Origin of the sequence: Reyranella aquatilis, assembly GCF_020880995.1 — a bacterium.
GTDB lineage: Bacteria > Pseudomonadota > Alphaproteobacteria > Reyranellales > Reyranellaceae > Reyranella > Reyranella aquatilis.
The window spans coordinates 404,545-421,149 of sequence record NZ_JAJISD010000005.1; the positions used below are offsets into that span (position 1 = coordinate 404,545).

Annotated in this window: 17 protein-coding genes; all 17 read right to left on the reverse strand. The window is 63.0% G+C overall.

The window, feature by feature from the left end; all coding sequences use genetic code 11:
• Nucleotides 1-10 precede the first annotated feature (10 nt).
• The 17 genes from trbL to LJ725_RS14465 all read right to left on the reverse strand — a co-directional run bounded on the left by trbL (nt 11) and on the right by LJ725_RS14465 (nt 16,526).
• Nucleotides 11-1,222 (reverse strand): P-type conjugative transfer protein TrbL, encoded by a 1,212-nt coding sequence (trbL, locus tag LJ725_RS14385; RefSeq protein WP_061979563.1) that lies wholly within the window; start codon nt 1,220-1,222, stop codon nt 11-13.
• A gap of 3 nt (nt 1,223-1,225) precedes the next feature.
• Nucleotides 1,226-1,591, reverse strand: coding sequence for a putative entry exclusion protein TrbK-alt (gene trbK-alt / locus LJ725_RS14390; protein WP_329958365.1), 366 nt, complete (start codon nt 1,589-1,591; stop codon nt 1,226-1,228).
• Nucleotides 1,591-2,322 carry a P-type conjugative transfer protein TrbJ gene (trbJ, locus tag LJ725_RS14395; RefSeq protein ID WP_061979565.1) on the reverse strand — a complete coding sequence of 244 codons (732 nt, stop codon included), beginning with the start codon at nt 2,320-2,322 and terminating at the stop codon, nt 1,591-1,593. Before trbJ ends, trbK-alt begins: the two co-directional genes overlap by 1 nt.
• Nucleotides 2,322-4,760 carry a conjugal transfer protein TrbE gene (trbE, locus tag LJ725_RS14400; RefSeq protein ID WP_230551325.1) on the reverse strand — a complete coding sequence of 813 codons (2,439 nt, stop codon included), beginning with the start codon at nt 4,758-4,760 and terminating at the stop codon, nt 2,322-2,324. Before trbE ends, trbJ begins: the two co-directional genes overlap by 1 nt.
• Nucleotides 4,761-4,767: 7 nt before the next feature.
• Nucleotides 4,768-5,031: a VirB3 family type IV secretion system protein gene (locus tag LJ725_RS14405; RefSeq protein WP_061979567.1), complete on the reverse strand. Its 264-nt coding sequence runs from the start codon at nt 5,029-5,031 to the stop codon at nt 4,768-4,770.
• A complete protein-coding gene (locus tag LJ725_RS14410; protein WP_230551326.1) occupies nt 5,031-5,357 on the reverse strand; it encodes a TrbC/VirB2 family protein in 327 nt (108 codons plus the stop codon). The genes LJ725_RS14405 and LJ725_RS14410 overlap by 1 nt, the downstream gene beginning before the upstream one ends.
• Complete coding sequence (gene trbB / locus LJ725_RS14415) at nt 5,354-6,274, reverse strand: P-type conjugative transfer ATPase TrbB (protein WP_061979587.1); 921 nt, start codon at nt 6,272-6,274, stop codon at nt 5,354-5,356. Before trbB ends, LJ725_RS14410 begins: the two co-directional genes overlap by 4 nt.
• A 247-nt stretch (nt 6,275-6,521) precedes the next feature.
• On the reverse strand, nt 6,522-7,829 hold the full coding sequence (locus LJ725_RS14420) for an MFS transporter (RefSeq protein WP_444837787.1): 1,308 nt from the start codon (nt 7,827-7,829) through the stop codon (nt 6,522-6,524).
• A 106-nt stretch (nt 7,830-7,935) separates the two neighbouring features.
• The gene (locus tag LJ725_RS14425; RefSeq protein ID WP_230551327.1) at nt 7,936-8,589 is read right to left on the reverse strand and encodes a hypothetical protein; all 654 of its coding nucleotides are present in this window, start codon (nt 8,587-8,589) and stop codon (nt 7,936-7,938) included.
• 238 nt (nt 8,590-8,827) lie between these two features.
• Nucleotides 8,828-9,250 (reverse strand): CopG family transcriptional regulator, encoded by a 423-nt coding sequence (locus LJ725_RS14430; protein ID WP_230551328.1) that lies wholly within the window; start codon nt 9,248-9,250, stop codon nt 8,828-8,830.
• A gap of 9 nt (nt 9,251-9,259) precedes the next feature.
• The gene (locus LJ725_RS14435) at nt 9,260-11,236 is read right to left on the reverse strand and encodes a conjugal transfer protein TraG (protein ID WP_230551329.1); all 1,977 of its coding nucleotides are present in this window, start codon (nt 11,234-11,236) and stop codon (nt 9,260-9,262) included.
• 91 nt (nt 11,237-11,327) lie between these two features.
• Nucleotides 11,328-13,055: a relaxase/mobilization nuclease domain-containing protein gene (locus LJ725_RS14440; protein WP_230551330.1), complete on the reverse strand. Its 1,728-nt coding sequence runs from the start codon at nt 13,053-13,055 to the stop codon at nt 11,328-11,330.
• 243 nt (nt 13,056-13,298) lie between these two features.
• Nucleotides 13,299-14,009 carry a lytic transglycosylase domain-containing protein gene (locus tag LJ725_RS14445; protein ID WP_230551332.1) on the reverse strand — a complete coding sequence of 237 codons (711 nt, stop codon included), beginning with the start codon at nt 14,007-14,009 and terminating at the stop codon, nt 13,299-13,301.
• Between the two features lie 110 nt (nt 14,010-14,119).
• Complete coding sequence (locus LJ725_RS14450; RefSeq protein ID WP_230551333.1) at nt 14,120-14,635, reverse strand: S26 family signal peptidase; 516 nt, start codon at nt 14,633-14,635, stop codon at nt 14,120-14,122.
• A complete protein-coding gene (locus LJ725_RS14455) occupies nt 14,632-15,096 on the reverse strand; it encodes a DUF2840 domain-containing protein (protein WP_230551334.1) in 465 nt (154 codons plus the stop codon). The genes LJ725_RS14450 and LJ725_RS14455 overlap by 4 nt, the downstream gene beginning before the upstream one ends.
• A 244-nt stretch (nt 15,097-15,340) precedes the next feature.
• Nucleotides 15,341-16,228: a replication initiator protein A gene (locus LJ725_RS14460; RefSeq protein ID WP_230551335.1), complete on the reverse strand. Its 888-nt coding sequence runs from the start codon at nt 16,226-16,228 to the stop codon at nt 15,341-15,343.
• 13 nt (nt 16,229-16,241) lie between these two features.
• Nucleotides 16,242-16,526 (reverse strand): helix-turn-helix transcriptional regulator, encoded by a 285-nt coding sequence (locus LJ725_RS14465; protein WP_230551336.1) that lies wholly within the window; start codon nt 16,524-16,526, stop codon nt 16,242-16,244.
• Nucleotides 16,527-16,605 lie beyond the last annotated feature (79 nt).

The window sequence follows — 16,605 nt, forward strand, 5'->3', positions numbered from 1 at the left end:
AAATCGAGCGTCATTGGTCCTTCTGCGAGAGATCGACAGATCCGCCGCTCCCGCCGTGATCGCCTGAACGGACCGCTTGCGTTGCGGCTGACGCTCCATGACTGATGGTCTGCGCCCGCTTCATGCGACGAACCCAAGAGGGCGTGCCTTCGGATGACGTTGAAGAAGGATCATCGACATCGCCGCCACGGCCGCTTCCAGCCATACGAGCGGCGGCTGAGCGCAAGGGACTTGCGGGAGCGGAAGCGCTCGCCTCAGCAGTACCGGATAGGCTACCGGCCCGGAGCGCGCTGGAGGCGCCACCGGCACCGGAGGCTGCGCTGCCGGCCAGTCCAGCGCCGCTGGCCGCGAGACCCGCTCCTGCCGCGACCACGCCGCCGGCAGCCAGCCCTGTGCCAACGGCTGCGCCGGCACCAAGCTGCGGGCCTCCGGAGACGATACCGTTGGCGATACCGGGTCCGAAGATACCCAGGCCCAACAAGGCAAGAGCGCCCAGTACCAGCGCCATCGCGTTCTCGATCGTCGGCTGGTTGCCGCCGAACCCGGCCGTGAACTGCGCAAACAAGGTCGACCCAATGCCGACAATGACGGCAAGCACTAGAACCTTAACGCCGGAGGAGATCACGTTGCCGAGCACGCGTTCTGCGGCAAAGGCGGTCTTTCCAAACAGGCCGAACGGGATCAACACAAAGCCGGCGAGCGTCGTCAGCTTAAATTCGACTAAGGTGACAAAGAGCTGAATGGCCAGAATGAAGAAGGCGAGCAGCACCACGATCCAGGCAAACAGCAGGACCGCGATCTGGACGAAATTTTCGAAAAAACTGACATAGCCCATCAGCCCCGAAATCGACTCAAGGATTGGGCGACCGGCGTCGAGTCCGACTTGCGCGATACGGCCCGGCCGCAGAAAGTCTGCTGACGAAAGGCTCGTGCCCGAGGCCTTCAGCCCCAAGCTCGCAAAACTCTCGAAGACAATGCGGGCGAGGCTATTCCAATTGCCGATCAGGTAGGCAAAGACGCCAACAAACAGCGTCTTCTTGACGAGGCGGGCGATGATGTCCTCGTCTGTGCCCCAGGACCAGAACAGGCCTGCCAGCGTAAGATCGATCACCGCGAGCGTGGTGGCGAGATATCCGACGTCGCCTCCGAGCAGCCCGAACCCGGAATCGATGTAGCGGGTGAAGGTTTCCAGGAACTGGTCGATGACGCCGGTACCACCCATTGGTCACTCGCTTTGCGCTGGCAAGAATGGATAGCCCGATGTGAGGCGGCTTTCGTCCTTAGGCGGCACTGGAGATGAAGGTCGCGCATTCGCCTCCGGATGTGTTGAGGACCCGTTCTGACCGAAGAACTGACGACGCGTCTCGGCCCAGATCTTTTTGCATTCGAGAAGAGCGTCTCGCTCGTCGGAACTGACGGTACGACATTGCTCGAGCTTTGCCGCCGTCGAGTCGGACTTCGGAGTAAGGGACCTGCGAGGTTCGGTGTGACTTTCGTCGTCGCGCAGGCGGATTGCGCAGGCAGCGACGACCAGGACAGCAATGAAGACGGCAGCGACCCTCGGGAGCCGCTCAAGTCTGTTGGTCATCATCAGTGGAACATCTGCACGGTTGTCGGTTGATAACGACCTCGGGTCAGGAAACGCCGCAGCTGCTCCCTACCCTGGTCCTGGGCCGCCGCTCTTTGAGCGGCCTCCAGGTTTTGCGCTCGCCCTTGTGCGGCGACGGCGGCGGTGAGATCGGCAATCTGCTGTGCCTGAAGCGCCAGAAGCTGATTGCCGGCCTGACTTGCCTGCAGCGCGCCTGCTGCGCCTTGGCTCGCTGTCACCAAAGCCGACATCTGGGTCCGGTTGGTTTCTAGATTGCCGACGACGGTTGCCTGCACCCGCATGGCGTCTTGCAGACCCGCCACCGCGTTCTGCCAGCGTGTTTGTGCGTTGGCGGTAAGGGTCTGGTCAGGCATGTTCGCAGAGGCCGGCGCGTAGGTGGTGGAGAACGCGCGATCGATCTGCTGGACGTCGTAGGCAATCCGCTGCGCCTGAGAGAGAAGCTGTTGCGTGCGCTGGATCGACTGCTCAAGCTGCTGCAAGGATGAGTACGGCAGGCTTGCCAGGTTCTTGGCCTGATTGACCAGCATCTGCGCTTCGTTTTGTAGCGAGGTGATCTGGTTGTTGATCTGCTGCAGTGCGCGCGCCGCCGTCAGTAGATTCTGCGCGTAATTGTTGGGATCGAAGACGACCAACTGCGCCACGGCCTGCCCAGGCGCTTGAGCAGCGACAATTGCAATGAAACTCGCTGTCAAGAGCGTACGGAGACGACTCATCAGAAGCCTCCGTCCTTGGCGAGCTGCGGAATGAGATCGCAAGCCCATCCAATGTCGCGTGCCCTAAGCCAGCCGGCGACGAAACCCTCGCTTCCGTGTTCGGCTAGTACCCGCTCAATCAGAGCCTGATCCGCCTTCAACGAAGCCGCGGTAAACGCGAGCGCGACTTCGCCAAGCCCAAGCTCGAACAGCCGATTTCCCCGGCGGGACTGGCAATAGTAGTCCCGCTTGGGCGTCGCGCGGGCGAGGATCTCGATCTGGCGGTCATTGAGGCCAAAGCGCCGGTAGATGGCCGTGATCTGCGGCTCAATAGCGCGATCGTTCGGCAGGAAAATTCGGGTCGGGCAGCTCTCGATGATGGCCGGTGCAATTGCCGAGCCGTCAATGTCGGCCAGTGATTGGGTGGCGAAGATGACGGAGGCGTTCTTCTTGCGAAGCGTCTTCAGCCACTCGCGGAGCTTGCCGGCAAAATCGGCATTATCAAGCGCAAGCCAGCCCTCGTCGATGAGGAGCAGGGTTGGACGGCCGTCAAAGCGATGCTCAATCCGGTGAAACAGATAGGAAAGAACTGGTGGCGCGACGGTTGTCCCGATCAATCCATCGGTCTCGAAAACCTGGACTGACGAATCCCCCAGCCGCTCGTGTTCGGCATCGAGCAACCGGTCATACGGACCCCCGAGGCAATAGGGTTGCAACGCCCGCTTCAACGCATTGGATTGCAGAAGAACGGCGAGCCCTGTAAGGGTACGCTCCTCGATCGGCGCCGACGCAAGCGAGTTTAGCGCTGACCAAACGTGGTCCTTGGTCTCTGGCGTCACCTCGATCCGTTCGCGAACCAGGATCGAAGCGATCCATTCGGCTGCCCAGCCCCGCTCCGAGACGTCATCAATGCCCGCGAGCGGCTGGAGAGCGACAAACTCGGAGGATTCTCCTGCGACGGAACCGCCGAGGTCATGCCAGTCGCCGCCCATGGCAATCGCGGCAGCACGGATCGACCCGCCGAAGTCGAAGGCAAAGATTTGCGCGTCGGGATAGCGGCGGAACTGCAGCGCCATCAGCGCCAGCAGCACCGACTTGCCGGCGCCGGTCGGGCCAATGACAAGGGTGTGTCCGACGTCACCGGCATGCAGCGAAAACCGGAACGGGGTCGAACCTTCCGTCTTACCAAAGAACAGCGGAGGCGCCTTCAAGTGATGGTCTCTCGCCTCTCCGGCCCATACCGCCGACAGCGGAATCATATGGGCGAGGTTCAAGCTCGAGATCGGCGGCTGGCGGACGTTGGCATAGACGTGTCCCGGCAGGCTACCGAGCCAGGCTTCGACAGCATTGACGGTCTCCACCATGCAGGTGAAGTCCCGGCCCTGGATCACCTTTTCGACCAGCCGCAGTTTTTCATCGGCCGCCTGCGGATCCCGATCCCAGACCGTGACCGTGGCTGTAACGAAGGCCTGGCCGATCTGATCCGAGCCCAATTCCTGCAGCGCGGCATCAGCATCGATCGCCTTGTTTTGCGCATCAGTATCGAGAAGACTTGAAGCTTCGTTGGTCATCACCTCCTTCAGGATCGCCGCGATCGACTTGCGTTTGGCGAACCACTGGCGGCGAATTCTTGTAAGCAGCTTGGTCGCATCAGCTTTGTCGAGCATGATCGCCCGGGTTGACCAGCGATACGGGAACGCCAACCGGTTGAGGTCGTCGAGAATTCCGGGCGTGGTCGCCGTCGGAAATCCGACTACGGTCAAACCGCGAAGATGCGCCGCGCCCAGCAACGGTTCAAGACCACCGGTCAGGGACTGGTCCGCAAGCAGCGCGTCGAGATACATCGGAATCTCGGGCACGCGAACGCGATGCCGTTTGGTTGAAATCGTGGAGTGAAGATAAGTGAGCGTTGCCTCGTCATCGAGCCAGCCGCATTCCGGCATAAAGCCCTCGACGAGCTGCAAGACGCGACTGGTCCGATCGATAAAGCCGCTGAGCACCTCGCGCGCATTTGCCCCTAGGGTGCGATGGCTGCCCTCGTACAGCAGCTGCTCCGCCATGGCGGCGCCCTCCTCCGGCGGAAGATAGAGGAAGGTCAGGTAATAGCTCGATTCAAAATGAGCGCCGGCTTCTTCAAACTGCGCCCTACGCTCTGCGTCGACCAACGCGGACGCAACATCCGGAAATGTATCGGGGGGATAGGCTCCGGCCGAGTGGCGCTGGGCCTCGACGAATATCGCCCAACCGGAGCCCAGACGACGGAACGCGTTGTTCAGACGCCCCACGACCGCGACAAGTTCAGCTGGTACGGCGCTGTCGAGATCCGGTCCTCTGAACTTTGCTGTCCGCTGAAACGAGCCGTCCTTGTTGAGGACGATCCCCTCATCGACGAGCGCAGCCCAAGGCAGGAAGTCGGCAAGGCGGGTGTTCGAACGGCGATATTCGGCGAGGTTCATCATGGAGAATTCAGGTGCTGAGGTGACCAGGAATGCGAACGTGCCGGCGCACGACCTCGACGAAGTCAGGATCGCGCTTGGCGGCCCAAACGGCCGCCATGTGGCCGATGAACCAGAGAAGAAGGCCGGCTAGCCAAAGGCGAAGCCCTAGGCCGAGTGCGGCGGCCAATGTGCCGTTGACGATGGCGACCGAGCGCGGTGCGCCGCCCAGCAGGATCGCCTCGGTGAGCGCGCGGTGCACGGGCGCGACAAAGCCTGAAATTTGCTCATCCATCAGATCATCACCCCACCGCCAAACGAGAAGAACGACAGAAAGAAGCTCGAAGCGGCAAAGGCGATCGACAGGCCAAACACGATCTGAATCAGCCGCCGGAAACCACCTGACGTGTCGCCGAATGCGAGCGAGAGCCCGGTCACGATGATGATGATGACCGCGATGATCTTGGCGACCGGTCCTTCAACCGATTGCAGGATTTGGTTGAGCGGTTGCTCCCAAGGCATGTTTGAGCCGGCGGCCCAGGCCGGAATGCTCAGCGAGCAGAACGCTGCAATCGCCGTGGCCGAACGGACGCCGCGCCCGAGAAAGGACAGCGCGCTCATGATTGATCTCCAATTGCTGAAAGGCTGTAGTCGCCTGATGCCCCCAAACCCGCGACGCAAGCGAGTTCACTCAGGCGTCGCTCAGCGCCGCGGCCGGCGAGCACGGCAATCACGTTGATGGTTTCGGCGATCAGCGCACGCGGGACGGTGACGACAGCTTCCTGAATGAGCTGCTCAAGCCGGCGCAGCGCCCCGAGTGCGGTGCCGGCGTGGATGGTGCCGATTCCACCTGGGTGGCCCGTCCCCCAGGCTTTGAGCAGGTCGAGCGCTTCAGCCCCACGGACCTCGCCGATCGGAATGCGATCGGGCCGCAGGCGAAGCGAGGAGCGGACAAGATCCGAAAGCGACACCACGCCATCCTTGGTGCGCAACGCCACCAGGTTCGGCGCCTTGCACTGAAGCTCGCGCGTATCTTCGATGAGAACGACGCGATCGCTGGTCTTGGCGACTTCGGCAAGAAGCGCGTTTGTCAACGTCGTCTTCCCGGTTGATGTACCGCCGGCGACCAGAATGTTCTGTCGTGCCATGACCGCGGCTCGCAATGTGCCGGCCTGGTCTGCGGTCATGATCCCCGCCGCGACGTAATCCTCAAGCGTGAACACTGCGACGGCCGGTTTGCGGATCGCAAACACTGGCGCGGCAACCACCGGCGGCAGCAAACCTTCAAATCGCTCCCCGGTCTCCGGCAGCTCGGCCGAGACCCGCGGCGCCCCCGCATAAACCTCGGCACCAACGTGATGAGCAACCAACCGAATGATCCGCTCCCCGTCGGAGGTGGACAGGGTTTCGCCAGTGTCGGTCAAGCCGCTCGACAGCCGATCGATCCACAGCCGACCATCCGGATTGAGCATCACCTCAACAATCGACGGATCTTCCAGGAACCGTGCGATTGCGGGACCAAGCGCCGTGCGCAGCATGCGTGCACCGCGCGAGCTGACCTCCGGCTGAAACGAATGGATTGTCACCAGACCCCCCAAGGAGCTGAGGGTCCCCAAGCGCCCTCAGATGGGGATGATTAGAAAAAGCAGGCGCTCGTTTAGCGCAACAAGGTCGAGTGGTCTTCGCAGGGTAGCGTAGGAAAAGAAAGGTCCGATAAGACGCGCCGTGTCCCGACGCGTGAACTGCGGTATTAGTGACGATTGTGATCGAGATGGAAGGCTTGCCTTACCACTCTCCGCTTTCATGCGGCTCAAACATCCTAATCTCGGTCGAGGCAGTGACTGTCTCAACCGGGACATTATCGTTCGCAAGCGCGCGAAGAAAGGATGCCGGCGCTCGCCAATCAAGCGAACGAAGCCATGGGACGACAAACCAAGCCAACGCCACGATCTGTACAGCAACGCTGACAGCAAACGCGACCTGATAGGCTATTGCGGGATAGTGACCGTCCTGGGGAGTCCACTGCTCCAGAATGAGGCCGGTTCCGTACTGGACCACGAACGCCCACCCGAAATGAAGCACGTTCAAGCTGCCATTCGCTCGCGCGGCGAGCTCACTTGGAAAGTATTCCGCTATGATCGCAAAGCTCAGGACTGTCGCCGCGCTGACAATCGAAACGACAATCCAGGGCAACAGTGACGGCAACGGCAGACGCATGATCAATGCCAGTTCGGCAATCACAAACAACGCTACCACCGCCGCGAACAAGGTTTCTGTGCCTATCCCACGTCTCCGCAATCGGTCAGCTATGGTCCCGAGTAGCAAGGCACCGAGACAAACTGCGATTGCCATGAGAAAGAGTTGGGCGATCAAGGCTTCGCGGTTGAAACCTTCGACATCTGCGAGCCAAGGGGCGGCCCACAACCCCTGCAACGACCAGGCGGACCCAATACAACTCGCGGAAAGCGGAGCGATTCGCCAGAAGCGCGGATCTCTGTAGATCGCTCCGAGTTTCAGGGACGTCCGCTGCGGCAACACTAATTGCGCCTTGTCTGGTACTGCCAAGAAGATCAGGAGAGCTGCAGCGAGTGTCGCGGCAGCCGAAAGCTCGAACAGCCCCCGCCAACCTGAATAGCCCATTAGCCATTCGGCCGGTGCCGTTGCCGTCACCGCGCCCAGCGCGCCCAACATAATCATGTAACCGTTGATCAGGGCGACACGCTCTCGTGGAAACCAGGTGACGATCGCTTTGAGCCCAGCCATCAATGCGGCGGCTACCCCAATCCCGATCATTGCGCGCGCAATCAGAAGCTCCAGAAGACCGGTCGATGCTGCAAATAGCGCTGCGCCGCCCGCAGCCACAACCAGGAGCACACTCTGGACGCGACGTGGGCCAAAGCGGTCCAGCAGTACTCCTATTGGAATCTGAGCGCCCGCGAGAACGAGAAAATAGACCGCCGTCAGCAGGCCAAGGTTGGCCGCATCGAGCCCCAATTCAGCTGAGAGCGGCCCAGAGATCAAGGTGTTGATGGTACGGAACAGGTAGGAGAGATAGTAACCCGCTGCGAAGGGCAGAAAAACACAGGCGATCAGGCGCCAGGCCGGAAGTCGCCCGGAGGGGTCGGACTCGGAGTGGCTTTGCTTGAGCTGTGAAGTGCTCGTCGCGGCGCGCGCGACGCAATCGGAATGGTTTGCCGATTCAGCAGAATGCGTTCGGCAGATGCCGAAAGTTTGGGTTGCTGCCGTCCTCCTCGACGGCAGCGGTCAGGTCGGCAGTTGCGTCTGGAGCGGTGGCCGGGGGTGCCTCCTGGTCGCTATGCGCGGAGACGGGCAAAGCGTTTTCAATCGGAGGGCCATCAGGTCTTGGCGCACTTACCTGCTCGATTGTCTCCCGCATTAGGAACCTTCCCGACCGAACGCGCTTGTCGACCTGCTCGGCCAAGGCCATGAACCGTTCCTGGCCAACCGCACACGCCTCATGCTGCTGTGCTTGAGGCATGGCGGGCGTAACGGTCAGGTGATAACGAGCATGCAGCGCGACCGTCTCGGCGATGGTCCGGACATCGTCGTCCAGACGCTCAAGCTGGCTTGTTATCCGCGCGAGAGCCTCATGAATGAGCCCTTCGATGGGCGGTGCCGGATCGAGGAAGCGCTCGAGAGCGGCCTCCATCACCATGCTCTTGCCAACGCCGGGACGGTCGGTGGCAGCTTCCAGTCGCTTGAAAAGCTGGTCAGTGAGCTTGACGGTGACCTTTCTCGTCACAGCGGAGCTCTGCTGTGCTGATCGCGCGTCTGGGTCGGCATGCTCCGAATTTGCCCCGTTCGCTCCGTTGAGTTCAGTGTCGATGCCCATAGTCGACTCTCCCGAATGCACAAAAATTCAGCGCGCGCATGCGAAGCTGCGCTCCAATTTCGTGACAAATGACAGTGATTGCCCCAGCGACGATGGGGCGACAGAAGGAGCAGGACGCCCGCTACTTCAACCGGAGAGAGTCCAGGGGCGTAGTCTGGCGTAGCGAAAGAAAGGAATGGCGCGTTGGTCCTTTGGCGACGATTTCCTACCTGCCAGGCAACTCGACGGGGAAATTTCGCTACTCGGACGTGCCTGAGGCCTGCAAGTCGGTGCTCACTTCGTCCAGTACCGTTGAGCCGCTGGAGAGCCGCCGTCCAAGTGCTTCAACAAAGCGATCGTAGCGCCCGGCGCCCTTGGCGCGCGCGGCCGGTGTCGAATGCTCTGGCAGCGCTGGCGTGGAGGTCAACCAGAAACGGATGAACAGCGCGACGGTCTCAAGCGTCACGGTGTCGTTGCGTTCGAGACGTTCGAGCACGCGTGCAATCCGATCCAGCCGCTTGGCAATGGCCGCCTCGCGGCGGTCGGAATCGTCAGGCGAAAGGAACGAAGCGATTGCAGCCTCGGCGACCAGCGACTTGGGCTGGGCGCGGCGCTTTGCGAAGGCATCCAGCGTCTTGAAGGTGTCGGGATCGAGGTAGATGCTGAGCTGGACCTTTTTCATACTGACTACTTACAGGTCCATACCATCGTCGGGGTCGAGGCTGACAGCCCGCGCGACACCCTGCATCGACCGGTTCATCGCTTGCGCCTGGATAGCATCGGCGTCTCCGTCATCGGGCCCAGCGTCGAACTCGTGCTCGGCAAGCGGCGCCTTAATCACGACCTCCTCATTCTGCGGAAGCTCTGGCTCGCGGCGAAGGCCGCCATTCGGGTCGTCGCCCCTGCCCTTGCGCTGTGTGAGCAAGTTTATTGAAGGGGGAATCGGCGCACGGCTCGACCAGTCGTCCTGTCGTGCAGGCAAGGTGATCGGTTCGGGGCGTGGTGGCCTCAACAACCGTTGCTGGAACTGCGGATCCTCATAGTAGCGGACCTTGGTGGCCCGCACCGGGTGCACTCCGGAGATCATCACGATGGCCTCTTTCGGTGAGAGCTGCATGACCTCGCCCGGCGTGAGCAGCGGCCGAGAGGTCTCCTGACGGCTCACCATCAGATGTCCAAGCCATGGGCTTAAGCGATGCCCGGCATAATTCTTCATGGCGCGCAACTCGGTAGCCGTCCCCAGCGCATCCGACACGCGCTTGGCGGTTCGTTCGTCATTGGTCGAGAAGGCGATCCGGACATGGCAATTGTCCAGAATCGCGTGGTTCGGACCATAGGCGCGTTCGAGCTGATTTAGACTCTGGGTGATCAAAAAGCTGCGGATGCCATAGCCTGCCATGAACGCGAGCTGGGTTTCGAAGAAATCGAGCCGGCCAAGCGCTGCGAACTCATCGAGCATCAGCAGGAGTTTTTGACGGCGCCGGTCGGGATCCAGGCTCTCGGTCAATCGCCGTCCGATCTGATTGAGGATGAGCCTCATCAGGGGTTTTGTGCGGACAATGTCGGACGGCGGCACCACGAGGTACAGCGAGACGGGTCGAGTTCCGTCCATCAGATCGCGGATGCGCCAGTCGCACCGGCCGGTGACCTTGGCCACGACCGGATCCCGATAGAGTCCCAGGAAGCTCATCGTGGTCGACAATACGCCCGAGCGCTCGTTCTCGCTCTTGTTGAGGAGCTCGCGCGCAGCTGAAGCCACGACTGGATGAATGCCAGCCCCGAGATGCGGGGTTGCCAGCATTGCTTTGAGCGTCGCCTCGATCGGGCGCGACGGGTCGGACAGAAAATTGGCGACGCCGGCGAGCGTCTTGTCAGACTCTGAATAGAGAACATGCAGTATCGCGCCCACCAGCAGCGAATGGCTGGTCTTCTCCCAATGATTGCGGCGCTCGAGGGCCCCTTCGGGATCAACCAAAATGTCAGCGATGTTCTGGGCGTCACGCACCTCGCAATCGCCCCGGCGGATCTCGAGAAGCGGATTGTAGGCGGCGCTCGCCGCATTCGTCGGATCGAAGAGAAGCACTGGCCCGAAACCAGCGCGCCAGCCCCCGGTGATGGCAAAATTTTCACCCTTGATGTCGTGGACAATGGTCGAGCCCGGCCAGGTCAGAAGCGTCGGGACGACGAGGCCAACACCCTTGCCCGACCGCGTTGGAGCAAAGCAGAGCACATGCTCGGGCCCGTCATGCCGAAGATAGCGGCCCTGAAACCGGCCGAGTACCACACCATCGGCCCCCAACAGCCCCGCGCGCCTGACCTCGCGTGCATCCGCCCATCTGGCTGAGCCGTAGGTAGTGACGTCCCTCGCCTCCTGCGCCCGCAACACCGAGAGCGCGATTGCGATGGCGATGGCCGCGAAGCCACCGCTCGCGGCAATGATGCCACCCTCGAGAAAGATTGCCGGTGCGTAGCCGTCGAACTTGAACCACCAGCCGAAGAAGCTGAACGGCTGATAAACCGGCCAAGGCCCGAGCGTGAACCAGGCAGGTCCGAGCTGCGGCTGGAAGCCGAGGCGCCACGCGGTCCACTCGGTCGCCGCCCACAGGAAGGCGAGCACAACCAAACAGACCAGGATCACCTGATGCCAGAGAATCTTGGTCGCGGACATGGGTGAAGGTGTTGGCGCCATCGACACGCGGGCGCAAGGACGAGGTCCGCTGCATCGCAGTCGAGCGTGTCCTGGCGCAGAGATCGGCGGGTCAAAGCGACAGCCCGCGCTTGCGCCCAAAACTCCAGTCGACACTGCCGGGACCGGCGATGCCGCTCACCTGTTTCCCCCGTTCGCGTTCGAGCGAAGGTGCCCAGGGCACAAGCTGGAAGCCGAGACCATTGTCGATCATCGCGAAACGGCCGGAGGCCAGGGACAGCCTCTGCCGGTAAACTCCAGAAACCGGCTGGCCTGTTTCGCTCGGCAAGTGCGAAAGCCCTGTTTCCTCGGCCAGACGCCGTCCGACGTTATCGAGTTCGCGCCGCCGCAGGGTTTCGATCAGGCCGCGGCCAAGCGTAACCTTTTCACCCGCCCGGCGGGCGAGACCCCACTCAGCCAACGCGTCGATCCGCCGATCGAGCGCGGCGCGGACCTCGGCGCCAAAACCGGCGCCCGACAGTTCGGCGGGCTCGCGCGCAGCGAGTTGCCGGTCCAGCCAGGTGGCGCCGTCCGCCACGACCTGTTGATCGAGGTTCAGGTCCGAGCGCACGGCGAGCGCGATACGTGTTCGGCCGCTTGTGTCCTCGAAGCGCCGGAGTTCCACGATCGCGCCGATCGGCCCATCGCCGGCCATGTCGATATCGGGGAGTTTGAGGTGATGCACGCGCCCGTCGACCCCATCGACGATGGCAAACGCCGTGCCCTTGAGCTCGTCATCGAGCCCGCGGGCGATGAGCCGGCCGATCACCGGCTCTCCATGGCGTTCGCCTTCGAGCGCCCAGGATGAGGGCGCACGGGTCGCGCCATCTTTGGTCAAGCTCTTGTGCAGCCGCTTGATGATATCCCCGCGCTCGCCGAGCGCACGCAGGCGCGACTCCACGTCCGCGGGCAGCACCCAGCGGGCGGGACCAGCCGGTTCGGCCAGGCCCAATCTCTCAAGGGTCCGCATCCGCCCGATCCGGATCTCCCGCAGTGGGTCGCGCGCTGCATCCCGGTCCGGCCTCAAATCGATCACTCCGTCCGCCGCCCCCGCTTCCCGGGCTAACGCACGGTCGAGCCTGGTCCAGCGCTCTGCAGTCACCTCCACTTCAAGGCTACGGCGGACCTCAAGTTCCGACCGTAGGCCGAGTTCGCGGGTAACGAGATCGCCGGCGCGGGCGCGCAAGCCCGTCGCAATGTAGTCGCGACTGATGACGAGGTCTGTTCCGTCGTCCGTACGGCCGCGCGCGAGGACGTGGATATGCGGATGCTCCGTATTCCAATGGTCGATCGCGACCCAGTCGAGCCGGGTGCCGAGGTCGCGGGAGGCCTGATCCATGAGCTCGCGGGTGAAGCTGCGCAAGCTCGCGAGCTCGGAAGCATCGTCGGGCGAGACGATAAACCGGAAATGATGCCGGTCACCCTCGCAACGCTCAGCGAAAGCGCGACCATCTGCATCATCGCCCGCTGCGTCAAACAGCCGGCCAGGTGCGCCGTCGCGGGTCACGCCGTCGCGCTGGAGGTAGCCGACATGGGCCCGCAGAGCCCCCGGCGATCGCATTCGGCGCACCACGCGGGCCTTGATCATGGCGGTTCGGGCGCGGCTGTTGAGGAGCCGGGTGGCGGCAAGGCTGGCCGCGCGACCGCGTCCGAACTTGCTGGCACGGCTGCGGCGGCCCCGCGAGTAACCGCCGGCCTTCTGCGCGGCCTTGAGTGCCTGCGCCAGAAAGGATTTTGTCCGGGGCGCGCGGGTCGAGCGGATGCGGCCCGGACGGATGCGGAAATCGTCGTTACCGGTCATCCTGCCCGCCGTAAGGTGTCGAAAGCTGAGCAACAGTAGCGCGTTGGCGAGATTCGCAAGTTGTGCTGGCCATTCGCAATGTTTGCCGCGTCATTGGAATTTGCTGGTGTTTACTGCTCGAACCGACCCGCCGAACCTTGCGGCTTTTATCCTGCCGTCCATGATCTGGTGCCCCTCGACCGGTAAACCTCATGAGCACCGTCACCGGAATGATCGAAACCATACGATGGCCGGCGCTTCGCATCACGGCAGCCGATTTGCGTTTCCACGGCGCACAAACAGTCCGCCAGCTTGCGGGGCCAACGCAGTTGCGCGGTCAACGGAATGGCTGACCAATGACCGGTCTGATGACGTTCGGAATGATGATGACGCGGCCGCGGCATTGCCCTGATCGTGTGTAGCGAACAGCGGCGAGTCCTGCCACGACAGCAAGCGCCGGCCAACGGTGACCATGTCATTGGCGAGACCTTCTCCGAGTAGCGGTGCGAGCATGGCGACGTAGAGTTGGGTCTCGGTCGGCAGCTCGCGGCTCGTCGCCAGATATTCGTCGTAACGCGCAGGGCCTGCATTGTAAGCAGCCAGAAAACCAGGCGAACCGTAGCGATCATGCATCTCGCGCAAGTATGCCGCGCCGGCAAGGATGTTGTCGCGCGGCTCATATGGGTCGGCACCGAGCCCGTGACGGGCGCGCAAACCGGCCCAGGTATTGGGCATGATCTGCATCAACCCCATGGCGCCTTGAGGCGAGAGCGCCAGCACGTCGCCGCCACTTTCCATTGCCATCACAGCGCTGATCCAGGAAGCCGGCACACCGAATCGCTGCGCAGCTTCGTGAACAAATCTTGCGTAGGGATCGGCGGAAGATGCGTCTTGGGGCCGCGCAGTGACAGCAGGTTCGGCATGTACCCTCCCGGCAGATCCAGCCCCGCACGACGCCAGCAGGATCACAATCATCGGCGCCGCCAATCGGGCGACGGCTCGTCGGAGCTTGGCCGGGAAGGAGAAAGGGCCGCGGCGCCGCGCGAACAAGGGAGCGGCTGCTTGAACGCGAGAGCGTTGCATGGTCAATCCTCCTTCTCGATCCAGACGGGGTGCGCGCGGCCGATGACGGCGGACGCCGGAAGCGGCCCGAAGTACCGCCCGTCCAGAGAGTCCGCCGACTGCCAGTTCATCAGGAAGAGCTCGCCCGCGGCGATGACGCGGCATCCCTGCCAGACGGGAAGCAGCCGACCCTGTCCGTCGCGTTCGCGCGCCGCGCCCATCGGGGTCGCATCGATCATTACCGTGAGCCCTTCCCTGCAGACGGTCTGCCCGGGAAGCGCCAGGACGCGCTTCAGCATGGGAACGCTACGCGGCAGATAGCCGCCGTCTGCGAGGAAGATAGCGAGGGGCTCTGGAGGCATCACGGCGACGAGCTCGGGGACGTAGCGCTCGCCGGTTGACTGCAGCCGGTAGAGACCCACAGGCACACTTGCCGAGGCATTCCACACGTAGAGCGGAAGCGCACCCCAACCAAAGGTTAACGCCAGGGCGCCAACACCGGCCAGCGCTGTGACGAGGATCAGGGCCCGGCCGGTCATGGGTCAATCCGCTGCCGAAGGAGCCAGGCTTTGTGCCGCGCCAAAGTGTAGGGCCTCAGCGCTTCGCCGACCGACAGACGATTGTGAACGTGACGCCAGTAGTCCGGTGCTGCATCGGCCCCGTCGATGCCAAGCGACTCGTCGATGTCGATCATCTGCAGCACGTGCTTGACCTTCGGCCAGCCGGACGCCCGCAGCAGGATGTCAGCGCCAGGGCGCACGAACGGAATCGTTGCGCAGGCTTCGCTGGACCGGACGGCACGCAGGATGTCGATGCGCGACGCAACCGTGCCGTAATCGTTGGCCGCCCAGCGTACGAAGGCAAAGACGCTGCCAGGCGCAAAGGACAGGACACGCCGACGACGATCGACGATCTGCTCCGCTGCGGCTCGTCCGAAGCGGATCCAATGCTCGGTCTGCTTCTCGAGCCACAGGAGATCGACATGCGTGAGGTCGCTCAAGCGGCACCTCTGTCCGGTGTCGGAGGCACGCGCCTTAACAGTTCCCTTACCGGGCAACCTATTATCCCCGACGGTGGATGAGTGCGGACCGTTAGACAGATTCCGAAGGAATCTGAGTTAGAGAAGTTACGGCCGCTCCAACCTGTTGGGCGCCAAAGACTTTCAGGCGATTGCGGTCCCCGATAGCACGAGGATTGGGTCCCCGATGGCACGACAGGCGCCGTCCCCGTTAGCACGAGGCGAGTCACAGCTTGTCCCCAGGACGAGCGGTTGGTGCGTTGCTGCGCAATGTCGTCACGAACGGTTCGCGGAGGATCGGCGTGAAGACCAGGCGTTCGGCGCCCCGGCGCCCGCGCTCGATGAGCAGCCGGTAGCCGGGCAGTGTCTGGCGCCGCACGATCTCGCGCAGATCGTAGGCGAAGTGCTTGAGCGGCGAGAGGCTCCCGGACTTGGCGTGCAGATGCAGGAAATCGAAGCTCCAGCCGCCGGCCTGGCGGCCGCCATGCTTGCGCACGACGCGGTAGAGCCAGCGTTCCAGCCCGCCCGTCAGATCGAAGTATGCCCGGTCGATGGTGAGCACAAGCGCATCGTCCAGGACGCCGGCATAAAACCAGTCCGGCAGGATCAGCTCGAGCCCGAGCGGGCGACCGTTCGGGTCGGCAGTCTCCTTCCATTCGTTGATCCAGGAGAAACGGTGACGCCGCCGCTCCGCTGGCTGGCGGATGGATGTCAGTACCGTGGTCGACTGCAGCCGGTCGAGCGCGGCCTTCAGGCGATCGTAATCCCGTGCACCGGTGCCCCGGCCGACGAAGGTCAGGATCTCATAGGGAGTTGCAGCCATAAGACGGGAGGTCTTCAATCCGGTGTCCCTCGCCTCGACGATCTGGGAGGCCGCCCAGATCAGCACGTCGGCGTCCCAGATGGTTGCCATGCCGTGGTCGGGCACGGCCTCGACCCGGATCGCGACGGCGCCGGTGCGGTATTCGATCGGCCGGACGCGCCTGGACTTGGCCAGGGAGAAAAACGGATAGGCCATGAGATCTTGTGCGTCCCGCGGCGCGAGATCACCGGGCAGCGCCCGGAAAAGATCGAGCTGCTCCCGCTCGCCCGCCCGCCGATGCTGAACAGTCACCCTCCCGCTCCGATCAGCGTCGCGCGCGGGTGGGAACGGCGAAAGAAACTGCCATCCGCGGCTTTGCCGGCAGCACCGTTCCGGCACCAGGGTCGGAGGTCGAGGTCTTGGCGCCGCGATCGGCCCATGCCTTGAGGTCTTCCACGGCATAGACGACCCGTCCCCCGATCTTTCGATAGGTTGGGCCCGTGCCATACGTCCGATGCTTCTCCAAAGTGCGCCCCGAAAGGCTGAGAAATCGCGCCGCTTCAGCGGTGCGGAGAAACCGTGGCGGCAGACCGGCGGCGGGATCGGGCATGGGAGAGCCTCCAGGAACCTGGTGAGAGCCGCCGGCGGTGACGGCGGGAGCACGATCACCGTGGCGGAGGAGGACGGCG

What these genes read in the sequence shown, in the direction of transcription:
- trbL (WP_061979563.1), bottom strand. Translation starts at nt 1,222, where the DNA reads ATGGGTGGTACCGGCGTCATCGACCAGTTCCTGGAAACCTTCACCCGC.
- trbK-alt (WP_329958365.1), bottom strand. Translation starts at nt 1,591, where the DNA reads ATGATGACCAACAGACTTGAGCGGCTCCCGAGGGTCGCTGCCGTCTTC.
- trbJ (WP_061979565.1), bottom strand. Translation starts at nt 2,322, where the DNA reads ATGAGTCGTCTCCGTACGCTCTTGACAGCGAGTTTCATTGCAATTGTC.
- trbE (WP_230551325.1), bottom strand. Translation starts at nt 4,760, where the DNA reads ATGATGAACCTCGCCGAATATCGCCGTTCGAACACCCGCCTTGCCGAC.
- LJ725_RS14405 (WP_061979567.1), bottom strand. Translation starts at nt 5,031, where the DNA reads ATGGATGAGCAAATTTCAGGCTTTGTCGCGCCCGTGCACCGCGCGCTC.
- LJ725_RS14410 (WP_230551326.1), bottom strand. Translation starts at nt 5,357, where the DNA reads ATGAGCGCGCTGTCCTTTCTCGGGCGCGGCGTCCGTTCGGCCACGGCG.
- trbB (WP_061979587.1), bottom strand. Translation starts at nt 6,274, where the DNA reads ATGCTGCGCACGGCGCTTGGTCCCGCAATCGCACGGTTCCTGGAAGAT.
- LJ725_RS14425 (WP_230551327.1), bottom strand. Translation starts at nt 8,589, where the DNA reads ATGGGCATCGACACTGAACTCAACGGAGCGAACGGGGCAAATTCGGAG.
- LJ725_RS14430 (WP_230551328.1), bottom strand. Translation starts at nt 9,250, where the DNA reads ATGAAAAAGGTCCAGCTCAGCATCTACCTCGATCCCGACACCTTCAAG.
- LJ725_RS14435 (WP_230551329.1), bottom strand. Translation starts at nt 11,236, where the DNA reads ATGTCCGCGACCAAGATTCTCTGGCATCAGGTGATCCTGGTCTGTTTG.
- LJ725_RS14440 (WP_230551330.1), bottom strand. Translation starts at nt 13,055, where the DNA reads ATGACCGGTAACGACGATTTCCGCATCCGTCCGGGCCGCATCCGCTCG.
- LJ725_RS14445 (WP_230551332.1), bottom strand. Translation starts at nt 14,009, where the DNA reads ATGATTGTGATCCTGCTGGCGTCGTGCGGGGCTGGATCTGCCGGGAGG.
- LJ725_RS14450 (WP_230551333.1), bottom strand. Translation starts at nt 14,635, where the DNA reads ATGACCGGCCGGGCCCTGATCCTCGTCACAGCGCTGGCCGGTGTTGGC.
- LJ725_RS14465 (WP_230551336.1), bottom strand. Translation starts at nt 16,526, where the DNA reads ATGCCCGATCCCGCCGCCGGTCTGCCGCCACGGTTTCTCCGCACCGCT.